The organism is Pelagibaculum spongiae, from assembly GCF_003097315.1.
GTDB lineage: Bacteria > Pseudomonadota > Gammaproteobacteria > Enterobacterales > Pelagibaculaceae > Pelagibaculum > Pelagibaculum spongiae.
Genome location: NZ_QDDL01000005.1, coordinates 100,033 through 116,550, shown reverse-complemented (window position 1 = coordinate 116,550; position 16,518 = coordinate 100,033). Strand labels below are relative to the sequence as shown.

15 protein-coding genes are annotated in these 16,518 nt (G+C 43.1%); 2 read left to right on the top strand and 13 right to left on the bottom strand.

Annotated elements, in window-relative coordinates; translation table 11 throughout:
* Window positions 1-78 precede the first annotated feature (78 nt).
* From DC094_RS13020 to DC094_RS12995, 6 genes are all read right to left on the bottom strand, one after another.
* Window positions 79-1,098 (bottom strand): DUF11 domain-containing protein, encoded by a 1,020-nt coding sequence (locus DC094_RS13020; protein WP_116687548.1) that lies wholly within the window; start codon window positions 1,096-1,098, stop codon window positions 79-81.
* Between the two features lie 393 nt (window positions 1,099-1,491).
* A complete protein-coding gene (locus tag DC094_RS13015; protein WP_116687547.1) occupies window positions 1,492-2,259 on the bottom strand; it encodes a lysophospholipid acyltransferase family protein in 768 nt (255 codons plus the stop codon).
* A gap of 162 nt (window positions 2,260-2,421) precedes the next feature.
* Window positions 2,422-4,500 (bottom strand): glycine--tRNA ligase subunit beta, encoded by a 2,079-nt coding sequence (gene glyS / locus DC094_RS13010; protein WP_116687546.1) that lies wholly within the window; start codon window positions 4,498-4,500, stop codon window positions 2,422-2,424.
* Window positions 4,500-5,438 carry a glycine--tRNA ligase subunit alpha gene (gene glyQ / locus DC094_RS13005; protein ID WP_206605654.1) on the bottom strand — a complete coding sequence of 313 codons (939 nt, stop codon included), beginning with the start codon at window positions 5,436-5,438 and terminating at the stop codon, window positions 4,500-4,502. The genes glyS and glyQ overlap by 1 nt, the downstream gene beginning before the upstream one ends.
* Window positions 5,439-5,752: 314 nt before the next feature.
* Entirely contained in the window at window positions 5,753-6,247 is a 495-nt protein-coding gene (locus DC094_RS13000) for a DUF4411 family protein (RefSeq protein ID WP_116687545.1), read from the bottom strand.
* Complete coding sequence (locus DC094_RS12995; RefSeq protein WP_116687544.1) at window positions 6,244-7,380, bottom strand: ImmA/IrrE family metallo-endopeptidase; 1,137 nt, start codon at window positions 7,378-7,380, stop codon at window positions 6,244-6,246. Before DC094_RS12995 ends, DC094_RS13000 begins: the two co-directional genes overlap by 4 nt.
* A 648-nt stretch (window positions 7,381-8,028) precedes the next feature.
* On the opposite strand from DC094_RS12995, the gene DC094_RS12990 reads away from it, so the two are divergent.
* Window positions 8,029-8,271: a putative signal transducing protein gene (locus DC094_RS12990; protein ID WP_116687543.1), complete on the top strand. Its 243-nt coding sequence runs from the start codon at window positions 8,029-8,031 to the stop codon at window positions 8,269-8,271.
* 166 nt (window positions 8,272-8,437) lie between these two features.
* The gene (locus tag DC094_RS12985) at window positions 8,438-9,571 is read left to right on the top strand and encodes a GGDEF domain-containing protein (RefSeq protein WP_116687542.1); all 1,134 of its coding nucleotides are present in this window, start codon (window positions 8,438-8,440) and stop codon (window positions 9,569-9,571) included.
* A 286-nt stretch (window positions 9,572-9,857) separates the two neighbouring features.
* On the opposite strand, the gene DC094_RS12980 is transcribed toward DC094_RS12985, so the two are convergent.
* From DC094_RS12980 to DC094_RS12950, 7 genes are all read right to left on the bottom strand, one after another.
* The gene (locus tag DC094_RS12980; RefSeq protein WP_116687541.1) at window positions 9,858-10,367 is read right to left on the bottom strand and encodes a hypothetical protein; all 510 of its coding nucleotides are present in this window, start codon (window positions 10,365-10,367) and stop codon (window positions 9,858-9,860) included.
* On the bottom strand, window positions 10,364-10,891 hold the full coding sequence (locus DC094_RS12975) for a hypothetical protein (RefSeq protein WP_116687540.1): 528 nt from the start codon (window positions 10,889-10,891) through the stop codon (window positions 10,364-10,366). The genes DC094_RS12980 and DC094_RS12975 overlap by 4 nt, the downstream gene beginning before the upstream one ends.
* 1 nt (window position 10,892) lies before the next feature.
* On the bottom strand, window positions 10,893-12,335 hold the full coding sequence (gene tnpC / locus DC094_RS12970; protein ID WP_116687539.1) for an IS66 family transposase: 1,443 nt from the start codon (window positions 12,333-12,335) through the stop codon (window positions 10,893-10,895).
* A 233-nt stretch (window positions 12,336-12,568) separates the two neighbouring features.
* Window positions 12,569-13,171, bottom strand: coding sequence for a hypothetical protein (locus tag DC094_RS12965; RefSeq protein WP_133245546.1), 603 nt, complete (start codon window positions 13,169-13,171; stop codon window positions 12,569-12,571).
* A 151-nt stretch (window positions 13,172-13,322) separates the two neighbouring features.
* Window positions 13,323-14,534 carry a Bcr/CflA family multidrug efflux MFS transporter gene (locus tag DC094_RS12960; protein ID WP_116687537.1) on the bottom strand — a complete coding sequence of 404 codons (1,212 nt, stop codon included), beginning with the start codon at window positions 14,532-14,534 and terminating at the stop codon, window positions 13,323-13,325.
* Between the two features lie 390 nt (window positions 14,535-14,924).
* On the bottom strand, window positions 14,925-15,719 hold the full coding sequence (locus DC094_RS12955) for an SGNH/GDSL hydrolase family protein (protein WP_116687536.1): 795 nt from the start codon (window positions 15,717-15,719) through the stop codon (window positions 14,925-14,927).
* Between the two features lie 9 nt (window positions 15,720-15,728).
* Complete coding sequence (locus DC094_RS12950) at window positions 15,729-16,391, bottom strand: NAD-dependent epimerase/dehydratase family protein (RefSeq protein WP_116687535.1); 663 nt, start codon at window positions 16,389-16,391, stop codon at window positions 15,729-15,731.
* Window positions 16,392-16,518: the final 127 nt, after the last annotated feature.

Here is a 16,518-nt window from a genome sequence, read left to right as displayed (position 1 = left end):
AAGTGTAAAACAAAAGAAAAGGCTCTTTTGGCCAAAGAAGCTCTAATTAATTTAAAAAACTTTCTATTTAAATAAGAATTAACTAAACAATTTTCTATGAATAACAGTCCGTTTAGCAAAATTTAAAAGTAACAATGTGAATAAAAGAGACCAGCTCCAACTAGCGCCACCAGAATTAGAGCGTTGTTGAAAAATCGTGTCATCGACATCGATAATAGGATTTCCCTGAGCTTGTCCAGTAACTGAAAGTGTTAAAACATTGTTATTGTTTTCTTGATTAATCAAACCATCGGCAAGAATTTTTAATTTAGTATTGCCAAGTATGTTGATAATCAAACTCATCGAAAGAGATTTAGATTCACCGGGTGCTAAACTTGAAGCATCCCAGATACCACTATTAATATCGTAAATACCATCACCCGAGAAGATATGTTGATTTTGTCTATTTCTATAAATGGGTAAGTAACCGCTAGACGCTGTACCGACTTGCCCCATATTCACTCTAACCCGATTAGCTTGAACTGCCCCAGTATTAGTAACCGTCACTGTAAAATCTTCCAACAGAGTAAAAAATGATTGATCGATCATTTGCGGAGAAGTCGTGATAGTGATTGTTGGGGAAGCTAAAGCAGGGTAACTGATACCAGAACGATCAAAAGTCAGGCTGGCTTGATCATCTTCTGCTGACAGATTGTTATTAGGGGTAGAGTCCGGGTCGGGCTGGCTAGATGAACTGACCTGAGCAATCACAGTTTGTGACCCGTTAAAAGTATCCCTCATGTTAAAAGGAACGACTCGGGTTGCGGTTTCATCACTAGCAATATTTCCGAAAGTTAGTACTCCGGTATCACAATTGTAATATTCTCTAACACGGGTAATCGTAATGGCAAGGCTATTTTCTGAGCAATTTAACGGCATACTTACCTGTACATTACTGGCTACTTCGCTGCCTCTATTATCTACTGAGACATAGAGGTAGTTGTCACTATACTCACCGATGAAACCACTAAGGCTAAGCGATAAGTCAGCGGCAGCATATGTGCTGTTTGAAAGCAGCAATGCTGCAATTGAACAGGCTTTAATCAATATTTTTTTCATATTGCGACTCTTGCATGAATAGGCATGTTTGAAAGGTAGGGTCGTGGGTTCATTATATTTTCATAAGACCGAGACCATAAATTATGTTTTATAATTTAACCTTAATAAAAGATTAATAAAGAACAAAATTGTTAATGACGATGAGGTGCATTGTTCAGATGATAGCAGGAAAATTAGTTATAATTTATTGAGCTTGCTGATTGATTTTATTTATATGACCAGTTTACTGGGAGTATTTAATTATTTTAATAAACTGATCACTTTTGTTAAATAAAACTCAAAATAACAACAAGCAATCACTGGTACACTGGTTTAATCAGCTTAATAATAAAAAAAGAAGCTTTTCAAAGTGAATGAAAAGCTGCTTTTATTGGCTTATTTGTTATTGAATGGCTATTTGATTTGAGGCGCCGGATATTCCAAGCCAGACATTTTAAGTGATTCCTGTTCGATCCATAGCTCAATTTGTTCATTGAGTTGGCGAATATCTCGGTTCTCTGTAGTTACTGGTTTACCTATTTTAACTTTAATGGTGCCAGGGTATTTCCAAAATGAATTAGGCCAACATTCACCGGCATTCAGTGCTACTGGTAAAATAGAGTAACCAGTATCTATCGCCAAGCTGCTAGCACCAGAAGCATAACGCCGCTTATAACCGACGGGTACACGAGTGCCTTCTGGAAAAATAACGACATTGATACCTTCGTCCAGCCGGGCTTTGCCTTGTTGCATCACATAGTCACGCGAACTGGTTTTACGACTGCGGTCAATCGCAATCGGTTTGATAATTTTTAGCGCCCAACCAAACACCGGAATCTTCATTAATTCCCTTTTTAATACCCAAGTCTGGTAAGAAAAAATAGTTGGAAACGCGATGGTTTCCCAAGCTGATTGATGTTTAGAAATAATCACTGCTGATTTTTCAGGATCGATATTTTCTTTCCCTTCAACCTGGTAACGCATGCCGCAAATAAAGTGCCCCCCCCAAACAACCAGCCAACACCAACTGGATACCAATCTATAGCGAGGTCGATAAGGTAATAGCGCACCAATTAATACACCGGGCAATAGCCAGAAGACAGCTGATAGAACCAGCCAGCAATGAAATACTAATGTGCGAACAATCACTAATGGAGTTAATGGCTTTTGGTAGCGACTCATTGAATATTTACTTTAATGACGCGATGGTCGTTGAGAAAGTGGTCGAGGAAGAAAACCCAGATTGAATTAACCTAATAAACCAGTAAAACGATATTTATCTATTAAAAAACCGAGCCACTAAAATAATAATAGCGAGTGGCCCGGTTTTTTTTGATCAGATGATCAAGACTGCAGTAACGAAATATCAGCAATCTGCAAGAATAACCCTTGCAGCTGACCTAGCAGACTCAAACGGTTATTTTTAACCGCTTCGTCGTCGGCCATTACGCGTACATTGTCAAAAAACGCATCGACTGGCTCACGCAAATCAGCCAGTTTTTCTAGTGCGGTTGAATAATCACCTGCGGCAATTAACGGTGCAACCAGCTGCTGCTTGGCCGCCAGCATTTCAGCCAATGTTTTTTCTTCTGCATCACTTAACAGTTCTGCAGACACTTCGCCAATGCTTACTTCACCAGCTGATTTGCTCAGCAAGTTACCCACACGCTTATTGGCAGCTGCTAATGACTCGGCCTGAGGCAACTGTATAAATGCCTGTACTGCTTGCACTCGTGCAGCAAAGTCTTGTGGACGGGTTGGCTTAAGTGCCATTACCGCATTGATTACATTGGTGTCGATGCCCTCGTCTTGATACCAAGCGCGGAAACGCTCTAGCATAAAGGCAACCACTTGCTCAGCCGTTTGATCATTGCTCAGTTTATCGCCGTAAGCGGCTACTGCCTGAGTCATTAAATCAACCAGGTCCAGTTCCAGCTTGCCTTCAACAATAATTCGCAAAACACCTAATGCTGCACGACGCAGTGCATAGGGGTCTTTAGAACCGGTTGGTGGCTGGTTAATACCAAAAATACCAACCAATGTGTCGAGGCGATCTGCCAAGGCAACTGCTTGACCGGTTGCTGTTTTTGGCAGTTCATCACCAGCAAACTTAGGTAAGTATTGCTCGTAAATAGCCGCCGCAACATCCGCTGGCTCGCCGTGTGCTTCGGCGTAGTAACGACCCATCAAACCTTGCAGATCGGTGAATTCATATACCATTTCTGAAAGCAAATCGGCTTTACATAACTCACCAGCACGCTTGGCCCATTCAACATTACTGCCAACTTTCTCAGCAATTGAACCCGCCAGCTGTGCAACCCGGTGTGACTTATCAGCCACGCTGCCCAGCTGCTTTTGGAAGATCACGCTACCTAACTGAGCGGCTAGATCATCCAATGGATGCTTTAAATCCTGCTTGTAAAAGAAGGCTGCGTCAGCCAAACGAGCGCGCATTACCCGCTCATTACCTTCAATGACTTTTCGAGGGTCTTTTGAGTCGATGTTCGACATGGTGATAAAACGGTTCAGCAACTTGCCGTCTTTATCTAAAATCGCCAAACACTTCTGATGTTCCTGCATTGCAGAAATCAAAGACTCAGGCGGTACTTCAAGGAATTCCTGTTCAAAGCTAGGTGCTAGGCCAAATGGCCACTCCACCAAGCCAGACATTTCGTCTAACAGATCTTCATCGAACATTGGTGTGCCGCCGCATTCAGCCGCTACACGGTTGGCTTCATCGACGATCATTGCCCGGCGCTCAGCAAAACAGGCAATGACGCTACCTTGCGAACGCAGTACTTGGGCATATTCGCTTGGCTTGGTAATGGTTAAAGCAGCTGGTGCGCGGAAACGGTGACCAAAAGTTTGATTGGCAGACTTCAGTTCAAGAATTTCCGCATCCACTACCTGCTCGCCTAGCAGCATTAACAGCCAGTGAACCGGACGAACAAATTCAGTTCGGCTGTCACCTGAACGCATTCGTTTTGGAATCGGTAATGCAGCTAAAGACTGGTCAACAATTGCTGGCAATAAAGCTTGGGCAGCTTCACCTGGCTGTTCAACTCGAAAAGCCAGCTTCTCGCCTTTAGGCGTTTCAACTTTAATCAAATCAGCAACTTCAACACCACAGCTGCGGGCAAAACCCTGACACGCCTTCGATGGATTGCCTTCGGCGTCAAAAGCAGCAGCTACATTTGGGCCTTGCTTTTCGATAACCCGATCAGCCTGACGCACTTCCAATGCAGCAACCATAATCGCCAAACGACGAGGGCCGGCATAAGAAGTCACTTCGCCGTGCTTCAGACCGGCTTTATCCAAGCCAGCAACCACACCTGAAGTAAATGCTTTAGAGAGTTTTTTTAGCGCCTTGGGAGGAAGCTCTTCGGTTCCCAATTCAACCAGAAAATCGGCTGTTTGACTCATTATTCACTCTCCTTACGCTTGACCGTTTCCACCATTGGGAAGCCAAGTTTTTCACGGGCATCGTAATAAGCCTGGGCAACAGCCTTGGACAAAGTACGCACCCGCAGAATATAACGCTGACGCTCGGTAACCGAGATCGCATGGCGGGCATCCAGCATATTAAATGCATGAGATGCTTTTAGGATTTGTTCATAAGCAGGCAACGGCAAGCCCAATTCGATTAACCGGTGCGCTTCTTTTTCGCACTGGTCAAAATAACCAAACTGATAATCAACATCGGCGTGTTCGAAGTTATAAGTTGATTGCTCAACTTCGTTCTGGTGGAACACATCGCCGTAGCTGATGCGACCCAATGGGCCATCAGTCCACACCAAGTCATATACCGATTCAACGTCTTGCAAATACATTGCCATACGTTCAATGCCGTAGGTGATCTCACCGGTTACCGGTGCGCATTCCAGGCCACCAATTTGCTGGAAGTAAGTGAACTGAGTCACTTCCATACCATTCAACCAGACTTCCCAACCCAGACCCCAGGCGCCCAAAGTAGGCGATTCCCAGTTGTCTTCTACAAAACGAATGTCATGCACATCGGTATCAATACCCAGCACCTTCAATGAACCTAAATAAAGCTCTTGCAGGTTCTTAGGGTTTGGCTTGATCACTACCTGAAACTGGTAGTAGTGCTGTAAACGGTTAGGGTTTTCACCATAGCGACCGTCGGTAGGACGGCGGCTTGGCTGCACGTAGGCAGCACTCCATGGCTCTGGGCCAATCGCGCGTAAGAAGGTCGCCGAGTGGAAAGTACCCGCGCCCATTTCCATATCGTATGGCTGTATCAGAACACAACCTTGCTCTGCCCAGTACTCTTGCAGGGCGAAGATCATGCCCTGGAGGGTCTTCACATCGTGGTTACTTGCCACTGGCTCTAGCCTCATCACACTTCATAAGAATTGAAGAGCATTATACCTATAGATGCGCTTTGGCAACATTAGCTGAATGAAGAAAAGACGTGGGTCAGTTTTTTGGGTTCATCATTTATGAGTGAAGTTCAGCAAAATTAAACATAACTAGGAAGTGGCTGTACTTGCATGGCAGTGTTATTCAATTCTGTTGCGTATGGCGAACTGTACAAAAAGGTGTTTGTGTATTGAACTTACTGAAATTTGATACATAAAAAGTTGATGATTAAATTAGCAAGTATCCTTCAGAGAACCTGAGGAAAAACTTTGAAAAAATTCTAATGGGGCGCTTAGGCCGTTTCAAGAATGAACCTAGCTTCTAATTCTCGGAGAAACTGGAATGTGTTAATGCACCGGACATCAAACTGTCGGCAGACGTTTGGAACTTTAACTTTTTTTGTGCTGTGGGAAAGAGAAGATTCATGAGTAACAACCGCAGCATTTATTGATTTTGCTTTTGCAATAATCCATGGATCTGCTTTGGCTAGAAAATTGTCTCTGTTTGCAGGGGTGTAATCTTTTGACATTACATTTTGAACAATTTCGGCAAAAATTTCTTGGGTTGTAGGGTCATCATTTTCTATAAAATGTTCGGGCCTTTCTTTCGCCCAATTTGCAAGCTCGTCGTTACCATCCCGTAACTCTCTTCCAATCATATTTACACTACAAACAGCACCCTTTTGAAACTGTTCGTCAAGCCATTGCCAATAAGCAGGGCAAATATCCATACCATAATATTGATTTTTAGCTTGAATATAGGTGTTTGCATCAAGAAGGTATTTCAAATGCCAAGTTCCCGTGCGTATTTTTTGATATTATATGGTTTTACATCCAACAGAGTACTAGCTTCACGTAAGAGTATTTGACCATTGATAGCTTGCTCTACGACAGCTTTAGAAAAGTTTTGGCTGATTTGGGAGTTTTTAGTCGTCCAATAACTAGGCCCGCCTTTTTTCTCTCTATTTTTATAACTAGCGATGAGCTTGCGAATAAATATTTCGTATTCTTCATTGCTAATAAATTTGAGCGTTAATGCTCTTCTAGCCAATACCCACTTGCTTACATGAAAGTGACCTTCAAGTATTGTGAGGTTTTTTTGCCAATCATCAATATTATGCTGCCATAAGTTCTTAAATTCAATTTCTGGAACTAAAAACTCAGCAGAAACAGCATTGCATAGAATTTCTTCTTGCCTGTTAGTAGTGGCTGCTCCATCAGAGATTCCAGACTGACCTATCCACACATGGCATAGTTCATGAATCAGAGTGAACAGTCGTGCCCCGGGAGCATCAGCTTGGTTAACAAAAATGACAGGTGCCATTTTGTCTACGATAGCGAAGCCCCTGAATTCTTCTACTTTTAGGGGGCGGGTATAATGCCCAAGATGAGACTGTCGCATGACAAGTATCCCAACAGACTCAATACGCTTGACTAAATCTCTGTAGTATTCCTCCCAATCTCCTCTAGTAGGGTGAGGAGCGACTTTGAGAAATTTTCGGATATCTTCGACAATATTCTTTACAGAAGAGTCGATAGATTTTCTGCCTACCGCTAAACAAGGTTCCAGTAAGTTATTTTGGATGTACTCCTTGTACCAGCTTTGTCTTTCGATCATTAATTTAATTAAATCGAAAAGTTCAGCGCTTAACTCTGGTACTCCATTATTTCCTACAGTCCGAAGGTCGGGGATTGGTAAGTGATCCTGAGGAGGTTTTTGTAGGAAAAGGTAACCAAATGGAATATAGGATTTCTCAGCAAACCGCATTGCTTGGATAAAAGTTAACTTTTTGGCGCCAGACTCCCAAGCTGTGATTTTATCTTCCGGTTGATTCATTTTGGCCGCAAAATCAGCAACAGTTTGCCCTAAGCGCTCTCTCGCCCAGCTAAGCATAGCTCTGTTGATGTTTGCTGTACTCATGGTGTGAAACCAAACCCTGTGAAATTAAACTTCAGTATAAGCGGATGCAGGGCACCTTACCTCTTTGTTTATTTTACGCAAGTGTGACATGTGTTATTGATCAAAGAAACAAGCCTAATAGCTAATGTTATAAATCTCATTAATTGCTTCTAATCCCACTTAGGATGCTAGAAGGGAGTTTTTAAAAGCCCTCCTTTAATAGAAATTATTCATGTAGGCCATCTTTCTGTGTTGCTAGCCGAAGCACGCGCGTGCAAGGGCCTCTTCAAAGATCGTCAACGCCATAACTCAATTGAGGTCTTATGGGTTTGGTCCAGTAATAAGCCTTTTTAAAGCTGCTATGGCGGTTGCTCATCCAGTTATCTAAGCAAGCCTCGCTGAACTTGAGTTTTGCCTACTAAATTTGCCATTTTTACTGCTAATATCTACCAGATAGCCGCAGTATTGATTCGTTAACCCTAAAGAGCACGCTTGGCTCAAGACAGTTCAGTCAAAGCTGGCTAGGCTGTTTAGCAGCATGCAACTAATGTCAGCTAGCCAGTAGATAATAAAAAGCTAAACCAAAGTGTCTGTGACTAGTCCAATCTTCTATCTGTTAAAACCTATTGCTGTAATTCAGCTATTCGATATTCCAGCCGAGGCATTACTTTGAATTTTATTACCATCAAAACTTATGAAATGATCCCTGAAGCGCATATCGCGATGGGGCTGCTAGAAACTTCTGGCATTGAGTGCAGGTTACAAGATGAGCATTTAATTCAAACTGACTGGCTTTTGAATATTCCAGTTGGTGGAATTAAATTACAAGTGCCAGATTACAAAGTGGCAGATGCGGTTGAAATTCTTGAAGCAGATCACTCTGGAAATTTCGATGATTTAGAAGAGGAGTAGTTCATCGGCATAAATTGATGACAATAATATGCCGATAGACCCAATAAAAAAATCAATAACAATCCGATGCTTGATCAATACAAAACTGATATATGTCGTTTGCATCATAAAATCGATGAGTATGATCAAACCTATATAGCGTTTTGGCTGCTTAGGAGAAGTATTGATGGATTCATTTTGTTGGAATGAGCAGTTCACCACAGGGTTAGATGAGGTTGATTTTCAACATAAAAACCTGGTGGATTTGATTAATAGCTATGGTGCCCACCTTAAAGAGAATGACCTTTCAGCTGAGTTTATTGAACAGGTTTTTCAGCAGCTGTTTGAATACGCCCAATATCACTTTACCGATGAAGAACAATCGATGCTGTCGAAGGGTGTCGATTCTCGGCATTGCGACAAGCATATTTTAGAACACCATGGTTTTCTGGTTGATGTAAAAGCTTTTTATCAGTTAACTTCGCTTGATAATCGAGAAGAATTACAGCAATTATTAGATTTTTTGACCCATTGGCTGGCCTATCATATTTTGGGAATGGACCAAAACATGTCGCGGCAAATAAAAGCGATTAGCCAGGGCATGTCGCCAGACGATGCTTACCAAGCAGAAGAAAAGAAAACCAACAATGCCACCGAGCCACTTCTGGCCGCTTTGAATGCCTTATTCCGTCAAGTCTCTGCTCGAAATATGGAGCTGACATTGCTGAACAAGTCGTTGGAAGAAAAAATTCAGGAACGCACCAAAGAGCTGGCCGATGCTTATGAGCAATTAAAAGAAATTGCCATGACCGATGAATTAACCGGCCTACCCAATCGGCGTTACGCGATTCGCCGTTCTTCGGAATTATGGCGAGAATCGACCGTTTCCAGCACACCATTATTTTGCATGATGATCGATGTTGATCACTTTAAACAAGTGAACGATACCTTTGGCCATGATGCCGGTGACAAGGTGCTCCGGCAACTATCGAGAGTACTAAAACATGCGCTGAGAACCGATGATCTGGTGTGTCGGTTAGGCGGCGATGAATTTATGGTGCTGTGCCCAAATACTGATGCCGAAGGTGGTTTGTATCTGGCACAAAATTTACATCAGAAAGTAAAAGATTTCTCGATTGAACTTGCCGATGACGAAATTGGAACATGTCACTGGAAGGGGAGTACCAGCATTGGCGTAGCAGAACGTGATCGAAATATGATTAGTTTTGAAGACCTAATTAAAGCTGCAGATAAAAAAGTATATTTAGCCAAAGAACAAGGTAAAAATTGTATCCAGGGCGTGCATTTAAAAACTGCCTAAGGTTTAGATTGATAAAAATAAAAAGGCTGCCAATTGGCAGCCTTAATTATTTCTGTGGGCGATGTTGAAAACCAGCCATCTACAAACTTCAACGGTTACCAAATATTAAATCACTTGCAACCGAATGAGAAATTGAATGTTTTTATTTGGATGTAAATGTAAATGTAATACTGAGTGGCGTTATTTATTTACAGCAATATTAATGGGTTAAAATTTTAGCTGACGTCTGTTTTAAAATAAAAAATCCGCCTTGTTAAACTTCATGAGCAAGGCGGCTTTGGAAAAGCTAGTGCTTTTTCTTTTTACGTTTGCTTTTGATTTCTTTTGGAATTTTGACTTCCTTTGGGAAGGGGTTTGGCCTGCCCATTAGCTTGCATGCTTCAACAATCTGTTCGCGCTCACTCTTTTTTCTGCCAGAATCATCATGCCGGTCCAAGTGCTTATATACCGAGAACCTATACAACTTACATAGAAAAAAAGTCCCCAGAACTGATACGAAAAAAAAATGGAGACCTTCAACAAAAGAAATGTCGATTGCGTATGCATACACCCATGCCACGACATTGGTAGCCAAGGCGATGCCCATTAAAGAAAGGGAGCTAGTGTACATGGCCTTATAGTGACCTGGGTAAAAGAATTTAAACACACACATTTCATAACGGTCATAAAAAGTATGGGCATAAACTCCCATAATCACTGGTAAAAAATATAGGAGCTTCCCCCCTTCTGCCGTTAATATAGCCATCATAGGAAGTGTAAATAATAGCCCAGTCCGCTTAAGAGCTGATACTATCATAATTGCTCCCTCACCCAGTATTTGGCATGGCCGGTAATATCCAACAAACTATTGGGTTTTCCTTCAGAGTCAACCCCGCTGCTACCGGCGTAATCTGAAGTAAAGTAAGCAAGCGCACCTAATGCTGCATTGACCGCAAAGCCTGCTGCAGAGGTTGGTGTTTTTACACTTTTAAATGCATTTAAACGATCTCCTAATTTTTCTACCGCTCCCGCAACCCCCGCTGTTGTAAACGCATCGGTTCTTTGGTCGCCATTTGTAGAAAAAGCTCTGGCTCCTTGAGAAAGCAATGTTGCATAGGTCGCTGCGGTGCCTAGCTTTTTAATTTTATCCAATTTCGCCACATCTTGGGTAATGTCCCAATTTCTTGTCATACTCCAATCGTCTGATTTTGATATAGTGGATTTAAATTTTTTATAATCTGCACGCGACAATTCCTTGTAAGCTTTTTGAATTAATTTTTCTTTGTAATAGTCTCTAATTTCATTTTTAATTTTAATTTTATTTTTGTAACCATTCAGCATGTCACACCAACCGATCCAATTTCTCCTGAATAAAGTCCGGCCATTTACCCGCAAATAATAACGACAAAGCTTCCCCAACACCGACCCCATTTTTTTGGCAGGTCGATATATAGCTCCGGATTCTGCAATACGCTTTCACGCCATCCCATGAGCGGAAGCAGCCTGATATCTTCTGCTGAACCTTGCTCATACGGAAGTCCCGTTCACCCTGATTATTGGTAAACGGTGCTCGGGTATTACTCATAAACCGCAGCACGTCTGCTTCAAAATCCCGCAGCCGTTCTAATAAATTTCTCGATTTACTTCGTGCTAATTTCCCTCGTTTTAATTGACCTTTTTTATCCGCTTTTTTTGGCTCAGGTGCCGGGCATTCCCAATCACCTGCTTTTAATATTTTTCGATATCGCTTCACCCATTTTTGACACTGCTTTTCATCCAACTCACCCCCCGCCTCATTGACTGCTGTATTCATTTCATAAAGCAGATCTTCCATTGCCTTGGCCCACTGCTGGCCATCTTGCTCATGGGCTCGCGCCAATTCACGTACATGATGGGCGTTACACAATACATGCAAGCACAGCACAAATCGGTAGTAGCTTTTCCAGTGATCGTGTACCAATAAACCGGTAAATTTAGGCAAGATGTCGATCGCTTCCATTGCCTCGATACCTCTTGATTCATGCGCTTCAATCCACGTCCAGCGGTCATTGCTCGCGACATGTAGCCACTTTCGTTTACCATTGATATTGACGCCGGTTTCATCGGCATGAATCAAATCTCCAGCACGCAAAATAGCCGGTACTAACTGAGCAAATGGCTTCAGTCGATGAAAAGCTTCCTGATTAAAATTGGCAAGGCTACCGGTGCTGATTGGCGCATCCAATATCTCAGCGAAGTGCTTTTGAGTCCGTTCATAAGGAATCAGCTGGTAGCTCGACATATAAACCGCGTTGGCTTTAAACTCATTGCCATATTGTATTGGCCGAGTGACCCCTTGCGGAAACTCAGCAACAAACTGGTTACCCTGCTCGTCTTGTAGAATCTGCGCCCGATATTCGGTGACATATCGGGTAATACGAACATCAACTACTTGGCGGCTTTCACTGCCAACAACACGGTATTTTCCTTTCGGCAATTGGCTACGATCAATCGTAATATCCAGCACTTCATCTGGGTCTTTCACCGGTGATAAATTACTGCCTTTATGGCCAGGCTGCCCGCCTGGGTTTTTATTGCTTTTGGCGCGCGATTTCTTTTCTCGATTAGGATCTGCCGATGGCGGAATGCTGGAGTTTTTGCTGTTTAGCCCTTTGCTATCAAGCAATATCTTAACGACGAGCATCAGCATACGAACCATCGCCACCAATTCGGGCGGTAAGCGTTTGCTTTTGGCTAACAATCGCTCGGTTTCAGCGATTGTTTTATTAATTTCGATTGAGTCCATGCGGTTATTATCGCACAGGTTTTCAGGGTGGTTTTTTTGTCTCTGAGGCTTACTGTGGCGACTTTTTAGAAGCGGAATGCTGATGCGCTATTCTGAGCAAAAAACATTGATAATCAGGTGTGTTAATAGCAGTTTAATGCGGCGTTTAAGTGGTATTCTGAAAGAGGTGCTTAAATTCGGGAAAATATAAAAAAACCTGTCAAGCGATTTTTATATTAAATTGTGCTGAATGGTTACTTATTTTTCAAGTATATTTTTCCAGCGGCAATACCCGTGCCTACACCTGACGCTACGGCAACACCAGTCAGAATGCTATCTACCGTGTCTAGCGCTTCAAGCGCTGTAGCTGGGCGAGAATACTTGGAAAACTCTGTTAGCTGATCATCATTTTGTGGCAAATTTCCACCATGTTGAAGCCCATACAACTGCACATTAGTCATTGCCTCGGTGCCACTACCTCCGATGGACATTTGACGCAAGGTACTTCGCATATCCATATTTGGTATGGTCGGCTGACTTAGCTGCAAAGATGAAAGCTCAGGTAACCGAGGAGCATCGATAAAAAACGCACCCAAGAACACTTGATCATCGCCAGAAAAGCCTGCATCAATCAATTTACTTGCGCTATTTGCAGCATGAAGTGACTTCCAGGCAATGACCCTTTCAGCATTAAAAACTCCAGCTTGATAGCCTTTATCTATCCCAGCAAACTCATCGTTCAACATACTGGCTGCGGTGTGGTTCATCAGGAATCGCTTGGTCAAATTATCCGCTTGTTCATAGCTACCAATGTTTTCATTGCCAAAACCATTAAGCAAAAACTGCTCACTACTCACAGCCCTGTCCATTTTCCCGCGATTATACAAAAGTTGTGAGATCGCGGCAGCGGCTTCATGTTCTGCAAGGTTACCATTACGAAGTTGTGTATCAATACCAATGATCGCAAGGCAAAGATAATGCACAGGCCAACCATTTAATTCTATTTATTTAAACCACTTCCGCAGCTCTATCGGCAATTAATTGTTGGCGACCATAAAGTGCACTGACGGCAGCACCTAAAGCACACACCAGCATCACCAGTGCCATTGGCAAGGGTTCCACGGTGTTCATCCAGCCGATTACTGCGCTACCGAGTGTTCCCATTAATCCACGCATCAAACCCATAATCGCGGCAGCTGAACCGGCTTTATCAGACGAGAAATAAGCCATGCCACCGGCATTACTGTTAGCACTTATGAGCCCGATGCTGGCAATAAATAATACCAATGGAAAAGTTAATGCAGTAAGCCCCGCGTGGTTGGCGGCTAAAATACTCATGGCAATGCCAGAGCCGACCATTAATACAATACCGGCCTGTAATAATTGGCTAAGGTCAAAATATTTTAACAGGCGACCATTGAGTAAAGTCAGCAACAACATGCCGCCAATATTTAAGGCAAACAACAAGCCATATTCTGACTCAGTCACGCCAAAATGCTCGATATAAACAAACGGTGAAGCAGAAAGAAATACAAACATACCGGCAAAAGCCAAACTGCCGCTGAAGGTATAACTCATCGCCGCTCGGTGTTTGAGGATTTGGCCAAAGCCATCCATCAACTGGCTAAAATTTGGGGTTTTACGTTTTGCTTTAGGCAGGCTTTCTGGCAACCAGAGCAAAGTAATTAAACTGCTAATCATTGCCAGTACCACTAGGGCAATAAATAACCAACGCCAGCTACCAAGGGTTAACATAAAGCCGCCAACTGAAGGTGCAATTAGCGGTGCAATTAAAACTACCAACATCGAAATAGATAATAAGCGTGCGGCTTCCTGGCGCTGGCATAAATCACGAACCACCGCGTTAATGGTGACCATGATTGCGCCGCCGCCCACTGCTTGTAAGCAGCGGAAGAAAATTAACGATTCAGCAGACTGAGCCTGATAACAAGCAATGCTGGCGATGACATAACTCATCAAACCAAAAAAGATGATCCGCAAACGACCAAAGCGATCTGACATCGGGCCAAAAAATAATTGGCTGATGGAGAAGCCGGCAAAATAGCTGGTCATGGTTAACTGAATCAGCTGTGGGTCGGCGGCAAGGTCAGCAGCCATTGCCGGAAAGGCAGGTAAAATCAGGTCGATAGTGAATGGCCCAAGCATTGCTAAGGCACTGAGAACAATAATCAGCTGATATCTGGGAATCTGTTGTGGCAAACGGCACCTCTAAAAAATGGTCAATCAATCAACGAGTTTGATTTTTGCCAGGCAGATAAAAAACATTGCCTGTAGCAAAGCAGCGGATTATCTCATAGCGACTGAAAAAAGCGGATAGCCATAGATGCAGCTGACCATTGCATAAATGTAAGCATGGCTATAGAAAAAAATAAGAGAAAGCAGAATAAGAGATGGTGGGTAAACAGGAATGGGCTCTAAGCTTAAAATTGCTCTGGACACTGTAGGTTTGGTGAGTGTTAACGAAATCAGACATCTGGCAGTACATTCCAAAAATGTCTGATTGCGCCGAAGGCTTATCAAACTTACATGTAACATAAAGTTAGGTGACTCTGAAGCGGGCTATTTTTTATGTTCCACAACGCTAAGAAATTAATCGAATGCGCTTACCAGTGAATGCGCCCAGCCTTTAACGCCAGATCTAGAAGGATGAAAACCATCAACCGCCATCATGCCAATTTCAAGCTGAAAATCACCGGTAATCCAATGGCAGTTTTGCTCCAAACACACTTCGCCTAACGACAAATTAATAATCCGACTACGAATACCCATTATCCATCCAAGCGGTTTTGGCATGCCTGGAAATTGCTCCAAGGCAGGTGTCGCAGAAAAAGCAATTTGCTGACTTTGGCTGTTACGAAGTAATTCGATGAGTTGGCGTAGCTGTTGTTTCCAGCGTCGGCTACTGGTCAGCCCGGTCGCGTCATTAACGCCCATAATCACCAGTGATATATCTTGTGGTTGAAAATAACCGGCTTGCTGTTCGATCAGTTGCTGGAGCGTACTGCCATTTTTAGCAAGGGCCTGCCACTGAACTTGCCGAAATGTTTTCAAGGCAAATTGCTGTGCAATATTCGGCGCTAGGCTGTGATGAAATTGGTCGATGCCGACACCCGCGGCTGGTGATTCGCCAATAATACAAATACACAGCGCGGGTTGTTTGTTTGATGACGACGGGGTATTTTTTTCAGGTTGAACAATCAAACCATTCCTGCTGCCTTTAGCTTCGGGAAAACGAAGGGCGTGTTGTTTTAATTTTTTTCCTTGCCACCAGGCAACCAGTAATAAAGGCGCCGCTAATAACCAGATCGTTTGCCACAGCAATCGCCGACATTTGAGTTTAAGTCGAATTGCAGTTGATGCTTGAGGCTGATTTAACGTGTTCACAGGGTTTTGTTAATCCATCTGATTTCGTTGAATAACCGTCACACCTTCGCTGGCATTATCGGCAGCATCAAGCATCGCCTTAGCAACAGATGAAGCCGTCACAGGGGTTAGCTGCTTAGGTATTAATGGATTGATTAACTTAAACAGCATTAGCGCCAATGATTCGCCCAATCGAAAATCGGCATCTTGTTGGCTTTTTTGCCGGTTGAGCAATGACGGCCGGAAAATCTGCAAGGTTTTAAATCCGCGCTGACTTAATTGTCGCTCCATTTCAGTTTTAATTTGTAAATAAAACCCCGGCAGTTTTCCTCCAGCACCTGATGAGCTAATCACTGAAAAATGTGAGCAGTGGTTTTTTTGCCGGACAATTTGCGCCAGCGCTTGCACTGCATCCAGATCGACCGCTTTAAAAGCCGGTTTTGAGCCGGCCTGCTTTAGCGTGGTGCCCAAGCAGCAAAAGGTCAGATCGATAGTCTGTTGGCTGGAGAAGTTTTGCCAGTCAGCAATCGGTAAAATATGCTGTTCTAGCTTTTCATTATCCGCCAGACTGCCCTGTAAACGGCTCCGCCCTAGATAAATCACACGGCTGTAATGGTCAGACTGCAAAAGCAGAGGAAGTAGTTGGCTGCCGACTGCACCAGTGGCACCAACAATTAAGGCGGTTTTGCTCATAATGAATCGCAATGATTAAGGGCCTCAGCAGCATAACGGCAGGCACTTTGAAAAACAAACGATGGTTTTGCTAATAAGAAGGCATCATGGGTGATGTTAGGACTTCTGAAAATATTCTAAGTAAAGT

Bases quoted from the DNA above. Each gene is read 5' to 3' on its own strand.
- DC094_RS13020 (WP_116687548.1), bottom strand. From the start codon at position 1,098: ATGAAAAAAATATTGATTAAAGCCTGTTCAATTGCAGCATTGCTGCTT.
- DC094_RS13015 (WP_116687547.1), bottom strand. From the start codon at position 2,259: ATGAGTCGCTACCAAAAGCCATTAACTCCATTAGTGATTGTTCGCACA.
- glyS (WP_116687546.1), bottom strand. From the start codon at position 4,500: ATGAGTCAAACAGCCGATTTTCTGGTTGAATTGGGAACCGAAGAGCTT.
- glyQ (WP_206605654.1), bottom strand. From the start codon at position 5,438: ATGAGGCTAGAGCCAGTGGCAAGTAACCACGATGTGAAGACCCTCCAG.
- DC094_RS12995 (WP_116687544.1), bottom strand. From the start codon at position 7,380: ATGAGTACAGCAAACATCAACAGAGCTATGCTTAGCTGGGCGAGAGAG.
- DC094_RS12985 (WP_116687542.1), top strand. From the start codon at position 8,438: ATGGATTCATTTTGTTGGAATGAGCAGTTCACCACAGGGTTAGATGAG.
- DC094_RS12980 (WP_116687541.1), bottom strand. From the start codon at position 10,367: ATGATAGTATCAGCTCTTAAGCGGACTGGGCTATTATTTACACTTCCT.
- DC094_RS12975 (WP_116687540.1), bottom strand. From the start codon at position 10,891: ATGCTGAATGGTTACAAAAATAAAATTAAAATTAAAAATGAAATTAGA.
- tnpC (WP_116687539.1), bottom strand. From the start codon at position 12,335: ATGGACTCAATCGAAATTAATAAAACAATCGCTGAAACCGAGCGATTG.
- DC094_RS12950 (WP_116687535.1), bottom strand. From the start codon at position 16,391: ATGAGCAAAACCGCCTTAATTGTTGGTGCCACTGGTGCAGTCGGCAGC.